The 18,575-nt window shown below is 50.6% G+C and carries 10 protein-coding genes; 8 read left to right on the forward strand and 2 right to left on the reverse strand.

What is annotated here, in order from left to right; translation table 11 throughout:
* Positions 1-21 precede the first annotated feature (21 nt).
* Positions 22-714 (forward strand): transposase, encoded by a 693-nt coding sequence (locus PSI9734_RS08275; protein ID WP_173920637.1) that lies wholly within the window; start codon positions 22-24, stop codon positions 712-714.
* Here the strand turns inward: PSI9734_RS08275 and PSI9734_RS08280 are convergent.
* On the reverse strand, positions 711-2,285 hold the full coding sequence (locus PSI9734_RS08280; protein ID WP_246194831.1) for an MBL fold metallo-hydrolase RNA specificity domain-containing protein: 1,575 nt from the start codon (positions 2,283-2,285) through the stop codon (positions 711-713). The two genes, PSI9734_RS08275 and PSI9734_RS08280, sit on opposite strands and share 4 nt — an antisense overlap.
* Before the next feature lie 309 nt (positions 2,286-2,594).
* Between PSI9734_RS08280 and PSI9734_RS08285 the strand changes: the two genes are divergently transcribed.
* Positions 2,595-4,505 carry a polysaccharide biosynthesis protein gene (locus PSI9734_RS08285; protein WP_246194832.1) on the forward strand — a complete coding sequence of 637 codons (1,911 nt, stop codon included), beginning with the start codon at positions 2,595-2,597 and terminating at the stop codon, positions 4,503-4,505.
* On the opposite strand, the gene csrA is transcribed toward PSI9734_RS08285, so the two are convergent.
* Complete coding sequence (gene csrA, locus PSI9734_RS08290) at positions 4,502-4,699, reverse strand: carbon storage regulator CsrA (protein WP_173920639.1); 198 nt, start codon at positions 4,697-4,699, stop codon at positions 4,502-4,504. The genes PSI9734_RS08285 and csrA overlap by 4 nt on opposite strands.
* Positions 4,700-5,118: 419 nt before the next feature.
* Here csrA and PSI9734_RS08295 point away from each other — a divergent pair, with 419 nt between their 5' ends.
* From PSI9734_RS08295 to PSI9734_RS08320, 6 genes are all read left to right on the forward strand, one after another.
* Positions 5,119-5,301, forward strand: coding sequence for a hypothetical protein (locus PSI9734_RS08295; protein ID WP_173920640.1), 183 nt, complete (start codon positions 5,119-5,121; stop codon positions 5,299-5,301).
* A 73-nt stretch (positions 5,302-5,374) separates the two neighbouring features.
* Entirely contained in the window at positions 5,375-8,110 is a 2,736-nt protein-coding gene (locus PSI9734_RS08300) for a putative bifunctional diguanylate cyclase/phosphodiesterase (protein WP_173920641.1), read from the forward strand.
* Positions 8,111-8,153: 43 nt separating this feature from the next.
* Complete coding sequence (gene acs / locus PSI9734_RS08305; RefSeq protein ID WP_173920642.1) at positions 8,154-10,103, forward strand: acetate--CoA ligase; 1,950 nt, start codon at positions 8,154-8,156, stop codon at positions 10,101-10,103.
* A 163-nt stretch (positions 10,104-10,266) separates the two neighbouring features.
* A complete protein-coding gene (locus PSI9734_RS12095; protein ID WP_173920643.1) occupies positions 10,267-14,532 on the forward strand; it encodes a S8 family serine peptidase in 4,266 nt (1,421 codons plus the stop codon).
* A gap of 18 nt (positions 14,533-14,550) precedes the next feature.
* On the forward strand, positions 14,551-14,961 hold the full coding sequence (locus PSI9734_RS08315) for a hypothetical protein (RefSeq protein ID WP_173920644.1): 411 nt from the start codon (positions 14,551-14,553) through the stop codon (positions 14,959-14,961).
* A gap of 551 nt (positions 14,962-15,512) precedes the next feature.
* Positions 15,513-18,500 carry a TonB-dependent receptor domain-containing protein gene (locus PSI9734_RS08320; RefSeq protein ID WP_173920645.1) on the forward strand — a complete coding sequence of 996 codons (2,988 nt, stop codon included), beginning with the start codon at positions 15,513-15,515 and terminating at the stop codon, positions 18,498-18,500.
* Positions 18,501-18,575: the final 75 nt, after the last annotated feature.

Genomic DNA, 18,575 nt, shown 5'->3' on the forward strand with positions numbered 1-18,575 from the left:
GCAACAACAAGGAGGTTGTTTATGCCAAACTTAAGACGGAACGATGTACCAGGGGTTGCGCTGCATATCACGCAGCGGGGCAATAATCGCCAACGAATTTTCCACGATGATGACGACTTTCAGCGCTTTGCGGGGCTATTGATTCAGTTCTCTGAAAAGTATGGTATTTCTGTTCACGCTTGGGCGTTTATGCCTAATCATGTGCACATTTTGGCAACGCCAGCTGAGCGGAAGACAACGGGTCGTATGATGATGTGTATCGCTGGGCAATACACCACGTACTACAATCAAAAATACAAGCGAACCGGCACTTTATATGAAAAACGATATTTTTCTTCCTTAGTCGATTATGACGAGTATGCGCTGATCGCCTACCGCTATATTGAACTTAATCCTGTTAAAGCACGCTTAGTATCTCACCCCAGACAATGGCATTGGAGCTCTTATCGGCATAATGCTGAAGGCTTGCATTCATCATTTATTGTGCCGCATTTTTCCTTTATGCGTATGGGGCCAACCCTACTCGATTGCCGTCGCGCCTACCGTAAGCTTGTCAACGAAACCGATGTGGATAGTGATATGTATAACGCGTTTCGTAAGCAAATGCGTGAGGCGCAGAGACTTCAGTCTGTCTTTGGTAGCGAAACTTTTCGCTTACAGATGGCGGCGAAGCTCGGTTACAAACTAGCAACACTAAGCCACGAGGAAAGTTAAGGGGGGGCAGCCCCCTCTGGTGAAAACGTCTTTACATTGTAAGGGCTGCCCCCTCTGAGGGTTTGGGTGAGGGTGTGGCGGGCGTGGTGGTCGCCGTGGATGAGGCGGACTTCGGTGACGGGTGGGTTGGCGCTTTCGACGAAGGCGACGAGTTCGCGTTGGTCGGCGTGGGCGGAGTAGCCGCCGATGGTGTGGATGCCGGCGCGGATGTTGATGCGCTGGTGGTCGAGGTCGACGTAGCCGCCGTCGGGGCCGTATTGTTGGATGTCGCGGCCCGGGGTGCCAGCGGCTTGGTAGCCGACGAAGATGACGTCGGTGCGCGGGTCGGGGAGTAGGGCTTTGAGGTAGTTGACCATGCGTCCGCCGGCGCACATGCCGCTGGCGGCGATAACGATGCATGGGTCGCCGGAGCTGCGTAAGTGATTGACGATGTGCTCGTGATCGGCATGGCTGTCGACGGTGTGTAGGCGGCTGAAGTCGAGTGGGTTACGGCCATCGGCGCGGCGTTGCAGGGCTTCTTGGTCCCATAGTTTCGAGAGCTTGCGATAAAGTGCGGTAAATTTGGCGGCCATGGGAGAGTCTAAAATGACGGTGATTTTGGGCCAAAAGCCGTGGTTGCTGGCGATGATGTCTTCGATTTCATACAACAGCTCTTGGGTTCGACCGATGCTGAAGGCCGGTATTAGCACGGCCCCGCGATCGCGTACGCAGCGTTCGATAATGGCGCGTAGTCGGTCGGTTCGGTCGTCGCGGGATTCATGCAGGCGGTCGCCGTAGGTGCTTTCTAAAAACAGTAAATCGGCGCGTTCCAAGGGTTGTGGGTCGGGCAACAGTGGGGTATTGCGGCAGCCGAGGTCGCCAGAAAACACCACGCGATAGGCTTCGGGTAAATTGAACAGTTCAACGCTTGGCATAGGGGAAACAGAGTGCGTTTCGCTCGGCTCGCTGCTTACTGCGTCGGTTATGGTATTCCACTCAAACTCGGCGTAGGCGGAGCCTAGAATGTGTCCGGCTTGTCGCAAGCGTAACCGCACTCCGTTAAGCGCCGCGGAACCCGCCGATGAACCCGAATCCGCCGCCGAACCAGAACCCGAGCCCGAACCCGCCTCGGAACCCGCCGAAGAACCCGATCCCGCCGCCACCCAGCGCCATTCATCGTACTCCATGGGCACGAGCAAGCTGTGTAGGCGTTTCAATACGGCGGAAATGAGTTTGCGGTCGCGGGTGAGCCCGATTTTTAAGGCATCTTCAATCACCAGGGGTAATAAATGTGCGGTTGCGCTGGTGCAGTAAATGGGTCCGTTGAAGCCGGCCATTAATAGGTAGGGTACGCGGCCAACGTGGTCGATGTGGGTGTGAGTGATCACTAACCCATGTACGTTGTCGAGGGGAAAGTCGATGGCGGGATCGTTTGAATCGGCACCTTGGCCTGATGTTTCCGCGCCCTGAAACAGGCCGCAATCGATCAGTAGTGAGGCGTGGGGGCCGAGAAATAGTTCGTGGCATGAGCCGGTAACGCCGGCGAACGCACCATGATGAATCACCCGCGGCGGCGAATCCGAAGCGCCCAAGCCCGAACCTCCGGAACCCAAGCCCGAACCTCCGGAACCCAAGCCCGAACCTCCGCCCGAGCCCGAGCCAGACCCCAACGAACCACCGCCCACCACACCATCAGAACCCGAAGCACCCATCACCACCCCCGCTAAACTAACGAAAACAACCAACTCCAAACCCTACACCCGACACAAAAAAACAACAACAATTATGATGATCTACCGTAACAAAAAGTTAGAAAAACTTGTCGAAATAATCGTTGGTCGATATACTTCGAACCTAGGGATTCGGTTACTAATCATTCTTTTTACTCGGACGTAAAACACTTGAAACTACTTACCTCTTTACTGCAGCTTCCGCGGTCTGCGAAGCGAGCTATTAGCGTCATCATCGATATTTTTGCGATAGTGGTATCGCTGGTGCTGGCGTTATGTTTAAGTCGCGATGTGTTGAACATCGAGTCGGCCACGGGCTGGCTGGCTGTCACAACGTGGTTGGTGATTGGCTCGATTGCGATCTTCGTCAAGCTAGGGCTTTACCGTGCGGTGGTTAGGTATGTTTCGGTGCGCGCGTTCTCGATGGTGTTAACCGGCGCCATTTTTTCAACGCTACTACTGTGGGCCTTGATCTACGCCTTTGATGTAACCTTGCCCGCAACGGGTATTGTTAACTTTGGCTTGATGGCGCTATTGATTGTCGGTGGCAGTCGCTTTGCCATGCGTGAGCTCTATCACCGCATGGTCAGCCGTAAGAAAATTCCAGTGATGATCTATGGTGCGGGCTCGGCTGGGCGTCAGTTGGCGCAGGCCCTGACCAATGGTGAAGAGTTCGCCCCGCGGGTGTTTGTCGACGACGATAGCACCTTGCAGCGGGCGCTGTTACTGGGTATTCCGGTGATTGACCCGGCACAGGTAGAACAAGCCGTAAAAGAACAAGGTATCGAGCGTATTTTGCTGGCGCTGCCGAGTGCGTCACGCTCAATGCGCAAACAAATTCTGGAGTCGCTCGAGAAGCTCAACGTTAAAGTGCAAACGGTGCCGGGTATGGCCGATATGGTGAATGGCGATATGTCCATTGATCAGTTGCAAGACGTACGCATCGAAGACTTGCTAGGTCGCGATCCCGTTGACCCAGATCCTGCTCTAATGCAGCAACACATTCGCGATAAAGTGGTGTTGGTGACAGGCGCCGGTGGTTCGATTGGCTCGGAGTTGTGTCGGCAAATTATCGTGCAAAAACCCAGGGCGTTGGTGTTATACGAGCTTTCTGAGTTTGGTCTTTATAGCATCGAGCGCGAGCTCAAAGAGCTTATTCAGCGCCATCAGCTGCCGGCCATTGATATCTATCCGGTGATTGGTACCGTACAGCGCCGAAATCGTATTGCTACGGTAATGCAGTCGTTTCATGTGCAGACGGTTTATCATGCGGCGGCGTATAAGCATGTGCCCTTGGTCGAATACAACATGGTCGAAGGGGTGCGCAACAATGTGTTTGGCACCTTGTACACCGCTGAAGCGGCAATTGAAGCTAATGTCGAGCTATTTGTATTGATATCGACCGACAAAGCGGTGCGTCCAACCAATGTCATGGGCACCACCAAGCGCCTTGCAGAGCTTACCTTACAAGGTCTGGCGCAGCGCAATAGTACCTCGACCCGGTTTGCGATGGTGCGTTTTGGCAATGTTTTAGGCTCGTCGGGGTCGGTGGTTCCGCTGTTTAAGAAACAAATAGAGCAGGGCGGGCCGGTAACGGTAACCCATCCAGATATCACGCGCTATTTTATGACTATTCCTGAAGCTGCGCAGTTGGTGATTCAAGCCGGCACTATGGGCAATTCCGGTGCGGTGTTTGTGTTGGATATGGGCGAGCCAGTGAAGATTATTGATATGGCGCGCAAGATGATTCATTTAAGCGGCCGCGAGATTCTTTCACCAGAGCACCCTGAAGGCGATATTGAAATCGTATATAGCGGTTTGCGCCCAGGCGAGAAGTTATACGAAGAGTTGTTGATTGGTGAAGACGTGCTGCCGTGCGATCACCCGCGTATCTCCCGAGCCCAAGAACTGGCGCTCGATTGGCCGGAAATGAGCGCGCTCATTGAACGCTTAGACGATGCCTGTTTAAACTTCCGTATTGATGACTTGCGACAGCTACTGCTGGATGCCCCGACGGGTTATCAGCCGAGCAACGACGATATCAATGATCTTATTTGGTCGAAAATGAAAGCCGACTCTTAACTCGATTCGTCGGCTTTTTCCTGCTGGATCCGCTCCTGCTGAATCCGATAATACACTTCTTCACGATGCACCGCGATTTCACGTGGTGCATCAATTTGAATACGCACTTGTGAACCACGTACTTCGGCAATGGTAATCGTCACATCATCACCGATTTTAAGTGATTCTCCCGCCTTACGACTTAAGATGAGCATAGCCTTCCATCCCTTTTTATTCTTATTATTCCATTTGAAACGAATGTTTTAGTTCATTGAAGTATATATGATTTACCTGTGAGTTTTCGAGATTTTTTTGAATGTTTTTTCAACGCTCTAAGGACAAGCTTGTGACTGGCTGCAGGAAATATTCGCAGTTTTTGTTTCACCGCCCTCTGACATTCGTCATATTTCGAGAAAAAACAGGCTGTGCTAAAAATTGCTACGCTCTTGTTAAGAGTGTTAGCCAATAAAGTAAGAAATATATGTTAAATGTTGCATTTACATTGTAAGCTAAGCACTCGCCCAGTAAGGATTACTGAATTATGGTCTCGAAGGTCTCAAAGGTCGCCAACGGAAAGCAAACAAGGTCGCGCAAACTCCGCAAGGTGTCACTGTATCGCGGCAACGAATCGATCATGAGTTACTCTCAGCACGAGAGCGATTCGATGTTTTCCGCGTTAAACGCGCTGCGTCGTGAGTTTCATCGGAACCCGGGGCTTACGCACGCGGTGGTCACTGATCGCTCGGGGCGTAGCTGGCTCGTGCAACGTGATGTCGGCACACTTAAAGTGCTGTGGTTAACCCTGCGGATCAAGTAAAAGCTCTACCCAAGCAAATCAAAGTATGGTTAGATGGGCCTAACGTTAACGTGAACGTATAGACAACTGGCCGATGAAAATAATAAATACAGATTTGCAGGCTAGAGCGGTTGTACAGTTAGTTACAGCAACAGCGCTGTTTTTTGCGGGCTTACTGATTTTCGGGTATCGCCTACTCGAACCTACGCAACAACTGCTTTACCATTCCATAAGTTCATCATTTCAAATTATGATGCTGTCGATTGGCGGCGCCGTTTTATTGCGCTGCTATAAGCGTGGCAAGGCGTCGTATCACCGTGTCGCATCAGTGATTGCCCTGATTGGTGTGTTAGCAGCCCTAGATGCGCTGATTTTCAATAGCTACTTTGACTCTTTTAACTCCCAAATTCCGTTCTATGTGTATTTAGCCTTGCTGCCTTTGGCCCTGAGCTTGATTCCAATTTTGCCTGCTGCCGAGCAGCGCAGTGCGTGGCAACAGAGGTTCATACAAGTTAGCGCAAGCTATGGGCTTGTGGTTTTTAGTGTTGCGTTGACCTTTTTCATTCTGCATTTGTTGCTTAAGTCGCCGCTGTTAGCGAAGCACCCAACGGGAAGCTTAATTATTTGCGTAGCCGGTATGGTGGCTGGTGTTGCCGTGTACGGTACCCATTACCGTGGTCGGCGACCGTTGCCAAAACTGTCTAGGGCCTCGTCAAGCTTTACCTCGTTAACCTTGTTTGCCGTGCTGTTGTTCGGTGTAGGTATGTTTCATAGCGAAATGTCGGAATTGAAACAGCAAGGCAATAGTTCGATTAAGTTGCTACGCGATAGCCGAGCGACGTTGGGCATGTCAACCATGAAGCTGTTTGAGCGGTTGGGTGAGCGTTGGCAGTTGTACCCGTTTGAGCAGCACTCACGGTTGATGGAAGTAGATATTTCCTCGTACTTGCAACAAGTCGAGTTTCTTGAGGCATTGATGCTGGTTTCGCCTGACCAACGAGTGGTTTTTGAACGGCTAAAACCGTCGCGTTCAAGCTACCTTGAAGATGCCATGGCCGACCCAGTGATTCGCGCCGCGCTCGAGCAAAAATCACGCGACACACGAATGTTATTACCGGCCTTTGGCATGAGTGGGCATAGTGCGAAAGTTGTGATTGCAGTGCCCGTTGATTTTATCGAGGCCGAAGGAGCCATTGATTCTGGGCTGTATAACCTGCTCGCGGTGCTGGATGTTCGTTCGATGCTTGATACCACGCTCGTGAACGACATGGAAACAGATATTGAAACCTATACCGAGGTGAAGCCTGGGGTTTGGATGGACCGCTCAGGATTCTGGGTTAAAGACTCCACCTTTGACTATTTACAGGACTCGGCGCTGCGGCTGACCTCTGAAGTTATCAATATGTATTACAGCCAAGAAATACCTGCTACCGCGTACTTGTATAAACTGGACTCGTTGCAAGAAACCTCGAATTTACAGATGCTGGTAGTGGTAGGTGGTATTGGGCTAGTGCTGCTGGTGGTGTTGGCGGTCGAGCGTAACTCAACACTGGAGATTCAAAGTCGCCAGTTGTCGTACCAAGCCCATCACGATGCCCTGACCGGCTTAATGAATCGCAGTAGTATTGAGCACTATATTGGTGAGCATTTTTATGCAACCCAAGACGTTACCGTACTGTTTATAGACCTTGATGGGTTTACCCTGATTAACGATAGTCTGGGGCTGCATGTTGGTGATGCTATTTTGGTGCAACTGGCCGAACGTCTTCATGGCCAACAGCCGCGTCGTAGCGAGCTGGCGCGCTTTGCCAGTGATGAATTTATTTTGGTGTTGCAGGGGGCGGTGAACTTCCCTGAGCGAGTGAGTACCCTAGCCCATGATATTATGGCGACGGTAGCGCAGCCTTATCATATTGGTGAACATAAAATCTATTTAACCGCCAGTGTCGGGGTGGCGCATCAAACTGGTAGTGTAAAAACGCCACTGGAACTGATTCAGCGTGCCGATATGGCCATGCACCAAGCCAAACGCCTTGGTTATAACCATGTTCAGGAGTACGACAAGAGCATGGCGCAACGGTTGTTGTCGACCACCGCCATGCGTAGTGGTTTGCAAGAGGCCATTGAGCACGATGAATTGCAATTGCACTATCAGCCAATCGTGCGTTGTAACGATCGTCAGTCGGTGCAAGTAGAAGCGCTATTGCGTTGGCGCCAAAGTGATGGCAGCTATATTCCGCCGAGTGAGTTTATCCCCGTAGCAGAAATGACCGGGCAAATCGTGCCTTTAAGCGAGTGGGTGTTTCGCCAAGCCTTTAGCGATGCGGTGAAATTGCAAGAGACAGAAACGCCGCAGCGGGTGTCGATTAATGTTTCCGCGCTGCACTTTAATCGTGCCAATTTTGTCGATTTTGTTTTGCAAACTCTTGCTGAAACAGGCTGCCGTGCCCAGTGGGTCGAATTAGAGCTGACCGAGTCGATATTGCTCGAGGGCACGCAATATGCCATTGATCGGCTGCATACATTGCGTGAACATGGCTTGACTATTGCGTTAGATGATTTTGGTACAGGCTTCTCAAGCTTAAGCTATTTAAAGCGTCTACCTATTGATATTGTTAAAATTGATCGTAGCTTCATTGCCGGCATCGACCGCCATCGTAGTGATCGAGTGCTTATTAACAGCGTGATCAACATTGCCCAAAGTCTCGACTTTGCGGTGTTAGCAGAAGGCATTGAAACCAAAGAACAAGCAGACTTTGTGACTGATTTAGGCTGTAACTATATGCAGGGGTATTACTTCGGCCGTCCGCTGCCGTTAAAAACGCTCTAACCCCAAGTTCGCAGCACATTGCAGGCATTGATGAGGAGGTATTATGCAGCACAACGTTTATCAAGTGCCGGCTGAAGCGAAAAGCCGTGCCCATATCGATAATGACCGTTATCTCGAAATGTATCAGCAGAGTGTGGCTGATCCGGAAAGCTTCTGGCGCGAACAAGGCCAACGCATCAGCTGGTTTAAGCCTTATACAAAGGTTAAAAATACCAGTTTTGCACCGGGCGAGGTCAGCATTAAATGGTTTGAAGACGGTACCTTAAACGCCTGCTACAACTGCGTTGACCGACACCTTACTGAGCGTGGTGATAAAACGGCGATTATTTGGGAAGGCGACGACCCCTCGGTGAGTGAAGAAATTAGCTACAGCCAGTTGCATGAAGAAGTGTCACGGTTTGCCAATGGCTTAAAAGAATTGGGTGTTGGTAAAGGCGACCGCGTCGCTATTTACATGCCGATGATTCCTCAGGCCACCTATGCCATGCTGGCCTGTGCGCGCATTGGTGCGATTCATACGGTGATTTTCGCCGGGTTTTCCCCTAATGCTATCGCCGATCGGGTAAATGATTGCGGCGTGAAGGTGGTGATCACCGCCGATGCAGGGCGTCGTGGCGGTAAAACAACGCCACTGAAAGCCAACGTCGATGAAGCGCTAAAAGGTGATCGCTGTCCAACCGTTGAGAAAGTTGTGGTGGCGAATAATACCGATGGCGATGTGGCCTTCGATGAGGGGCGCGATATTTGGTGGCACGACTTAATCAAAGACGTTGCCAAGGAGTGTCAGCCGGAACCCATGAACGCCGAAGACCCACTGTTCATTCTTTATACCTCGGGTTCGACCGGGCAACCGAAAGGTGTTTTGCACACCACCGGCGGCTACATGGTTTGGGCGTCGATGACCCACGAGTATGTTTTTGACTATCATGAAGACGACGTGTATTGGTGTGCGGCTGATGTAGGTTGGGTGACAGGGCATACCTATATTGTTTATGGGCCGTTGGCGAATGGCGCAACCACATTGGTGTTTGAAGGCTTACCGACGTACCCAAGTATTGGCCGTATTGGTGAGGTGGTTGACAAGCATGGTGTCAACATACTTTATACGGCACCTACGGCGATACGTGCGCTCATGGCTAAAGGCACTGCGGCAGCAGAAACCAGTAAACGCACCTCGTTGCGAACCTTAGGTTCAGTGGGTGAGCCCATCAACCCAGAAGCGTGGGAGTGGTATCACAAGGTGATCGGTGATTCGCGTTGTCCGATTGTTGATACCTGGTGGCAAACCGAAACTGGCGGTATCATGATTACCCCATTGCCAGGCGCAACGGCACTCAAACCAGGCTCGGCGACACGGCCTTTCTTTGGCGTGCAACCGGCGCTGGTGGATGCCGAAGGCTCGATGCTCGAAGGCGCTGTCGATGGCAACCTCGTTATTAAAGACTCGTGGCCGGGGCAGGCGCGCACCTTGTGGGGCGATCATCAACGGTTTGAGCAAACCTACTTCTCGGCCTACAAGAACCTCTATTTTTCAGGTGATGGCGCCCGCCGTGACGAAGATGATTACTTCTGGATAACCGGTCGCGTCGATGATGTGTTAAATGTCTCGGGCCACCGCTTAGGCACAGCTGAAATTGAGAGTGTGTTGGTAGAGCATGAAGCGATTTCTGAGGCTGCCGTAGTAGGGTATCCGCATGATCTTAAAGGCCAAGGTATTTATGTGTACCTGATTGCGATGTCTGGCACCGAAGTGACCGAGGAATTAACCAAAGAAATTCGTGACTGGGTGCGTAAAGAATTAAGTCCAATTGCGACCCCGGACTTTATTCATTGGGCTCCCGATTTACCAAAAACGCGCTCGGGCAAAATCATGCGTCGCATTTTGCGAAAAATTGCCTCAGATGAGTTCGATAACCTAGGTGACACCTCGACTCTAGCCGATCCAAGTGTTGTTGATTCGCTTATCGATAACCGCTTAAACCGTCGTTCTTAAGCCCGCTTTTTTGAGCTCGCACAGCCTATGTGCGGGCTCCATTTTTTACCTATCTTCACCTGTAAATTTTTGTAACATTCTTTGCACACAATGTGTACCTGATCGTTTTCGGCTGTGCTAAGGTCAGGGGTGCAGAACTATACAATAAAAAAGGTGGGAAAAAATGAATGATGTTTCTAAAGTCATGCGACCTGCAGTTGTCGCATTGGCGGTGTTGTCATCACTAACGGCAACGGCGGCGACCGCGCAGCAGTTGCAAGTCAAAACCATGCAGTCACCCGAGCTGATTCAACAGCATAGCGTCGACAAGAAGTCGAAGCTGGGGCAACGTATGGTTAAGCGTTACGACGTAACGCGCTTTATCGTTGAATTAAACGAGCCAGCAGCGGCCGTTTATAAAGGCGGTATCGCTGGTTTCGCGCCAACCTCACCGGTGGCGACGAAAAACCAACGTATGCAACTGAGCTCGCAGCCAGTGCAAAGTTATCAGCAGCACTTGCTAAGCCAGCAAAACGAAGTTTTACGTGGCTTAAAAGCCCGTGTTGGACAGCTTGAAGCAAAACATCATTTAACCCTTACCTTTAACGGTATGGTCGTTGAAATGCCCGGTGCAATGGACGATCAGCAAGCACTCATTGCTGAGCTTGAACAGGTTCCAGGCGTTAAACGTGTTTATGAAGATAAAAAGTATTATGCCAGCACGCCTACTTCAGTAGATCTTGTGCAAGCGCCCCAGCTTTGGAGCGATTTAGGCGGTCAAGCAAATGCCGGTAGTGGCATCAAAATTGCGATTATCGATGGTGGTATCGACTACGATCATCCGCTTTTTGCAGACAGTGGCGATAACACCGCTGTGCGCCCAACCAAAGCGGACTACTGCACCACGACTCCAGATTTCTGTAATGGCAAAATTGTCGCCGCGCGTTGGTATGAGCCCGTAGGCGAAGTTCATCCGGATGAAACCGAAACGCCAGCTGACCACAACGGTCACGGTACCCACGTTGCGGGTACTGCCGCTGGTAATCCGGGCTCTATCACCATGAATGGTGTTGCACTGAACCTGACAGGTGTGGCACCTGGTGCGTACTTGATGGTGTATAAAGCACTGTTTAGCGGTCCTGATGGACGCGGTAGCGGTAGCTCGTCACAGTTGTTACCGGCATTAGAAGATGCGGTTGCCGATGGCGCTGACGTGATTAATAACTCGTGGGGCGGTGGTCCTGGTGGAGATCCAGCCGACAGCCCTTACCGTTCGGCGTTTGTTGCCGCGCGTGAAGCTGGTGTGTTAACGGTCACTGCGGCCGGTAACGATGGCCCCGGTGATCGTACTATCGGTTGCCCTGCTTGTGTTGAAGACGGCCTAACCGTTGCTAGCAGCCAGCACGGCCGTGAAATTAGCCCAAGCGTTAGCGCCGCAGGTTTACCAGATGTCACTGCCGTTATCGGTAGTGGTGATTTTAGCATTACCGCAGATATTACCGGCTCACTAGCGCTGGCAAGTAATGCCGGCGACAACATCGCTTGTAGTGCCTTCCCAGCAGACACTTTTGACAACCAAATTGTCTTGGTGCAACGCGGCACTTGTAGCTTTGAGCAGAAAGCGACGAATGTGCAAGACGCAGGCGCTAAGGCCATGATCGTTTATAACAACGAAGCGGGCATTTTAAACATGTCGATGAATGCCACCACGTTGCCATCGGTCATGATTACCCAGCAAGCGGGTAATGCCATCGTCGCTGAGTGGAGCAGTGCTTCAACGGCGACCATCAATGCCCCACAACAGACTATCAACGAAGACCTGCAAGACAGTATGTCGTCGTTTAGTTCACGTGGCCCGAATGGTGATTCAAGCTTCTTGAAGCCTGACATCACTGCGCCAGGTAGCAATATTTTAGCGCCAGTGCCAGACGATGCTGTCGGTCAAATGTCAGGTACCTCAATGGCATCACCGCATGTGGCAGGTGCTGCTGCATTGTTGCTTGATCATCGTGGTGACTTAACACCAGAACAACTGAAGTCAGTGTTAATGACCTCGGTTGATGCGGGTGTTCGTGATGACGACCTCGTCACCAGCGCGTCACCTTTTGATCGTGGTGCCGGACGCATGAACGTGCGTGCAGCAGCAGACAGCTTTGTCGTGGTTGATAAACCATCGATGGCAAATAACGCCTGTTCGTTAGGTTGTTCGTTTACCCGCACCTTCACTAATACAGGCGACACCGATGTTAGTTTTGAGGTTGCCTTTGCACCTGAAAACACCGCCTTAACTGCGGTGATTGATACGCCGGTATTTAACCTTGCTGCAGGTGAAAGTAAGTCGATTTCGTTTGACTTAGATTCACGTTGGTTACCTGATGGCTGGGCGTTCGCCGATGTTATCTTAACCAGCAGCGCAAGCAGCCACCCAACCATGCGTTTACCGGTTGCAATTTATGCCTCGTCTTCTGATAACGAAGCAATTGTGACTGTCGCGCATACCGAAGGTACGGTTGAGCTCGGTACGCCATTTAGCATCAATACCCGCGGTGCACTCGGTAGTACTGATGAGCCAGTGACCATTGATATCCAGTTGCCAACGGGTGCCACCTTGGTTGATGGCTCACTTAGCTTCAATGAAAATCGCGCAAGTGCGACCAGCAAAGGTGCAGCGGACGACGGTGGAAGTATTAGCTGGAGTGGTTCACAGAACGACGAAGCCGATACCGAAAACATGGCCGATGCAAGCACTGAGTTCTTCGCCGGCCAAACCATTGAAGACTTAACCGGTCAACCACCTGGGCAATCAGTTTGTACCGATGGCTGTGACGATGATATCTTCACATTCCCTATTGATGATCTTGGCGGTATCACCCTTGATGGCGTGAATTATGATGTCATTACCATTTCAACCAATGGCATTATTGCTGCCGGTGATAATGCTCCGGCAATGAGTGGAACGGCAAGCAATCAGCCTATTCCTGACGAAAGTCGCCCAGTTGCCTTCTGGGCACCGTTCTGGACCGACCTAGAAATGGGCCCCAGCGCTGGTGGCGGCCAAATTAACTATGCCGTACTTGGCGATGGCACCACTGATTATTTAGTCATGGAGTTTGAAAGTGTGCGTCAATGGAATGATGATTCCGGTGATCGTTATACTTTCTCGGTGTGGTTTGAGCTAGGCAGCGATAACGTTTACTTCAACTACATTGACGTGCCTGCTTCAATGCCTGCGAATCTGCGCTCAAGCCTTACCATTGGTGCGCAAGCCGCCGCTGATGCACTTGGTAACATTGGTATTGAGCACGTGCATAACTTTGGTACCAACTATCCATCGAATGGCGATTTATTGCAGCCGCAATTGGCGCGGGGTGAACGTGCAAGTGTTGACGTGAGCTTCGACTTAACGGTGGATACCATTGCTGATGCGCCAAATCGTGCAGTAGAAACCACGCGTGATGACGCCGTAAACATCGACTTAAGTGCCGAGTTTGCAGCTCCAGGTCGTGATTTACTGACCCTTGCAACCGTGAGCTCTGGCTCAGCAAGTTACAGTGCGGCATTGCCACAAGAAATTGTTGCCGACGGTGATGTGGTTGTTGAAGTTGTCGATAGTCCAACGAACGGCTCGGTTGAGCTACTGGCAAATAACACTATGCGTTATGTGCCAAATGCTAACTATGTCGGTACTGACAGCTTCACCTATCGTGGTGTTGACGATGGTGGCCAGTCGACGAGCACGGGTACGGTAACTGTTACTGTGGTGAATAACCCACCTACCGTCGTTGTAGTTCCGGTGGCAGGCCCGCAACCAGCAGATACCTTGGTTGAGCTTGATGCCAGCGGTAGTAGTGACCCTGACGGCGATACGTTGACTTATGCTTGGCAGCAACTGGAAGGCCCAAGCGTCGAAATCGCTGACAGTGATAAGGCGGTTGCATCGATTGTTGTTCCAGCCCTTGAGCAGTCCGCTGAAGCGCAATTCGAAGTGACGGTTTCTGACGGCGCGCAAAGTGCCACAGCAACAGTGTCAGTAAGCTTCCGTGGTGCGAACGTGGCGCCAAATGCGAGTGCCAATAGTGCATTGACGCGCGTACCAAGTGGTCAAGACGTGACGCTAAGCGGTGAGAGCAGTGGTGACCCTGACGGCGATACCCTGTCGTACAGCTGGACACAAACCGCAGGGCCAAGTGTGTCGCTTTCGAGCACCAGCGAGGTGACGGCGACCTTCACGGCGCCTAACGTCAGCGCAGAGACTGACCTGACCTTCGAGCTCACAGTAAGTGACGGTTCATTGGAAGACAGCGATGAGGTAACAATTACCGTTTACGCTGTAGACTCTGGTGACGGTGATGATGGTGGTAGCGGTGATACGTCATCAGGTAGCTTCGGTGCCTGGTTAGCTTTGCTGGCATTACCTTTAGTATGGCTGCGTCGTCGGACGCAGCGATAAGCCACAGGAGCGTGGGTTATGAAATATTTGGTTATAAGTGCAAGTATCGCCTTACTGGTCGGTTGTGGGGGCCCTGCTGAAGAGCCCCGAACCGAGCCGATGAGCGAAATGGAAGATACACAGGCCCGTTTGGCGGGCCTGGATCAACAAATTCGTTCAATGATTGGTATGGCGTACGCCGACAGTGTAGAGCAATGTCGCTTGGCTGAAGTAGGGCGTCGCCCCTGCGGTGGCCCAGACTACTACATGGCTTATTCGACCGCGGCGGTCGACGAGTCTGCGTTGCTAGAGCTAATTGCTGATCATCGCAAGCTACAGAATAGTTATCAGCAACAGAACGACATTGTTGGTACCTGTGAAGTGATTCCTAAACCTGTACTGACACTGCAGGGCGGGCGTTGTATTGCGAGTGCTACGGCCGAGCGCTAGCCTGTACAGGTAACCAAACTAAATTAAAGAGCAGATTCAGCTTGTTGTGAACTTTTGCAAGAAGCGGGTCTGCTCTTTTTTATGCCTGACATAAAACTTATACAACTTTGTTTTTATTCAGATAAACACAATTCAAGGGATAAACTCAGCGGACTGTGAATGTAACATTTAGTAACATTTCGGCAGGCGATAAAAGCAGCTCAAAAAAAACTCAGTTGGGTTATTAAATAACCAGTTCGCAGTGATTTTACGCTCGTTTTTGGTTAAGCGTTTGCTAAACTATAAAGCATTGCCTTGTTAACAAAGCACTAACGCCTCATAAGTGAAAACTGGCTACAAAACTTTACACTTTCACCCCGTATTTAAGTTGTTTACAACCCGCGTCAAAACTATTGTAAAACTTGTGAAACTGTGGTTGACTGAGGCTCAGAAGGCAAGCTGCAGCCTAGCAGCATCTTCTGTGGAACCATAACTTCAGGTTGTACCAATAGAATTTTAGAAAAGTTCCATTGAAACCTAACTTACAATAAAAAATTATCAGGGAGACTCAAATGGCTAAGCAGTCATATTTGTCGAGCTCAGTACGCGCCATCATGATGGCAGGTTTTGGTACTGCGTTACTAGCTGGTGCTCCAGCAATGGCGCAAGACCAGTCTGACGACGATCAACAATCAGCTGAAAACGAAGCGGCTGTTGAAAAAATTCAAGTCACCGGTTCACGTATCCGTACCGATGGTTTAGACAGCGCGACTCCAGTCGAAATTATCACCACCGAGCTTGCTGAAGACCAAGGTCTGAACACGCTAGGTGAATTACTACGTACCTCAACTGTCGCCTCAGGTTCTGACCAGTTGATTTCTGCTTACTCTGTTGGTTATGTAACCAACGGCGGTAGCGGTGCAGAATCTATTTCAATGCGTGGTCTTGGTGCAAGCCGTACCTTGGTTCTGTTGAACGGCCGTCGTGCTGGACCAGCAGGTACTCGTGGTACCGTTTCTGCGTTTGACATGAACGCATTACCTATCAGCATCATCGAGCGTGTTGAAATCTTGAAAGACGGCGCATCGTCTTTGTACGGTTCTGACGCTGTTGCTGGTGTAATCAACATCATCACCAAAAAAGGTGCTGGCGGCGAAGTAAACGTTTCTGGCCTAACGCCTTTTGAAGGTGGCGGCGAAACGTACCGTGTGAACGCGACTTATGGTGAAGCATTTGACCGTGGTTCATGGCGTGTTGTTGCTGACCACAACGTAAATACTGGTCTAAAACGTGCTGATCGTGACTACTTTGACTGTTCAGAACGTTACCTGTTCAACAACCCGACTACGGGCGACCGTGCTGATCCAATCGATCCACGCACTGGTGAATATCACTGTAACGAATCTGGTTATGGTTTGTTCCATGCGACAGGCACCGGTTTACCAGACGGTACGTCTGGCGGTCGTTACCAGTTTAACTACGGTGGTCACGATGTTCAGGATCCTACGACAGTCAACCCTTACTTCCCAGACATCGGCAGTGAAGGTTCTAACCCGTTTGTAACTGCTACGCCAGAAGGCTGGTATTGGGCTGGTTATAACGCAGAGTCTGATGGCCTGCTTGACGGTGGTGGTCACCCGTTCCGTTTAGGCGCGACCATGATTCCTGAAACCACTGTTTCATCTGTCTTCGCACAAGGTGATTACGACCTGACCGACACTATGTCTATGTACGGTGAGTTACTGCATAGCCGTCGTGTTACTGAATCACAAAGCGTGCGTCAGTTCTGGACGGCAGACTACGGTTACGTTCCAATCGGTGCGGTTGATGGTTTTGAAGGCAGCAGCTTTGTCTTACCAGTGCATTACACCAACCACTACGGCAACGAAACGACGATCGATTACACTCGTGCGGTTGTTGGCCTAGAAGGTTCTATCGGTTTCTGGAACTGGGATGCCTCTTATCAGCGTTCACACAACAGCGGTGAATACGCGCAAGACATCATCTTCCGTGATTCAATGCTGATGGCACAGGACTTACTGTTCAACGGCGGTACTTGTGACGGACGTGTCACTGAGTTCTCTAACCGTGCGTGTCATGCATACGACTGGTTCGATCCACAAAATATCTATGGTAACCCAAGTCAAGAAGCTCGTGACTTCTTGTTCGGCCATGATGTTGGTAAAACGACCTACAAACAAGATACCTTTGATGCCTACATCACTGGTGACTTGATGGATTTACCTGCAGGTCCATTGGCGACTGCAACAGGTGTTTACTGGCAGCGTGACGAAATCAACGACGTGCCTGGTGAAAACACCCGTAACGGTAACTCGTGGGGCTTATCATCAGCAGGTATCACTGCCGGTGAAGCAACCACTAAAGCTGTTTACACTGAGTTCCAAGTGCCTTTACTACGTGATCTTCCTTTCGTAGAAGCACTTGACCTAACGGCATCTGGTCGTTGGACAGACGTTGACGCTTATGGCGACGACACGACCTTTAAAGTAAGTGCTAACTGGACAATCGGTAACGGTTTCCGTGTTCGTGCTTCACGTGGTACATCTTTCCGTGCACCAGCATTGTTTGAATTGTACCTTGAAGGCCAAACTGGCTTCTTGGGTCAAACAGTTGACCCATGTTTAGACTATGCTAACGCTACTAACCCATTGGTTCGCGAAAACTGTGCGGCTGAAGGTATTCCAGAGTCTTATGAGTCAGCTGTAGGTAGCAGCGGTTCAATGACGACTGTGACTGGTGGTGGTGCTGGCGTACTAGAAGCTGAAACGTCAGTTTCTGAAGGTATTGGCTTAGTTTACGCAAGCCCAGAAGGTACTTTCGCAGCGTCTGTTGACTACTATGACGTAGTTATCCGTAACCAGATCTCAAGCGTTTCTGGTAGCGCGGTATTGTCTCAGTGTTACACCTCTAACGACTTCGCTAACGAGCCGTTCTGTGACCAAATCGACCGTCGTGACGGTTCACAAGATGGTGACTGGTCAGTACTAGAAGTTCGTGGTGGTTACCTGAACACTGCAATGCAAACTGTTCGTGGTTTTGACTTCGTAGTTACGTATCAAGACTCTTTCGACTTTGGTGACCTACGTGTGAAATTAGATCACACCCACCAAGTTGAGCGTGCATTCCAGCAGTTTGCAACTGATACTCCTGAAGATTCACTTGGTTGGATCGGTAATCCGAAGTCTATCGGTACGTTAAACACTACCTTGACTCGTGATGACTGGAGCTACAACTGGAACATGGCGTACTACGACCGCACTGAAGACTACTCTTACTTCGGTACCGACGAAACTACGTACCGCGGTGAAGACGTAACCTTCAAAGCGCACATTCCAACGTACGTTGTGCACTCAATCTCTGCGAGCACTACTTTCAATGACAACATTGATGTGACCGTAGGTATCGGTAACTTGTTTGACAAGCAACCACCAAGTGTGAGCCCAGCAGCAGCAGCTGTTGTAGGTAACACGCCGTTGTTTGCTTCACAAGTCGACTACCTTGGTCGTCGCGCGTTCTTCAACCTTTCATACAGCTTCTAATTTTAGAAACCGTATGATGATAGAACGACCAAAGCCCCACCTTGGTGGGGCTTTTTTATTGAAAAAATATAAGAA

Source organism: Pseudidiomarina piscicola (genome assembly GCF_902806985.1).
Classification (GTDB): domain Bacteria; phylum Pseudomonadota; class Gammaproteobacteria; order Enterobacterales; family Alteromonadaceae; genus Pseudidiomarina; species Pseudidiomarina piscicola.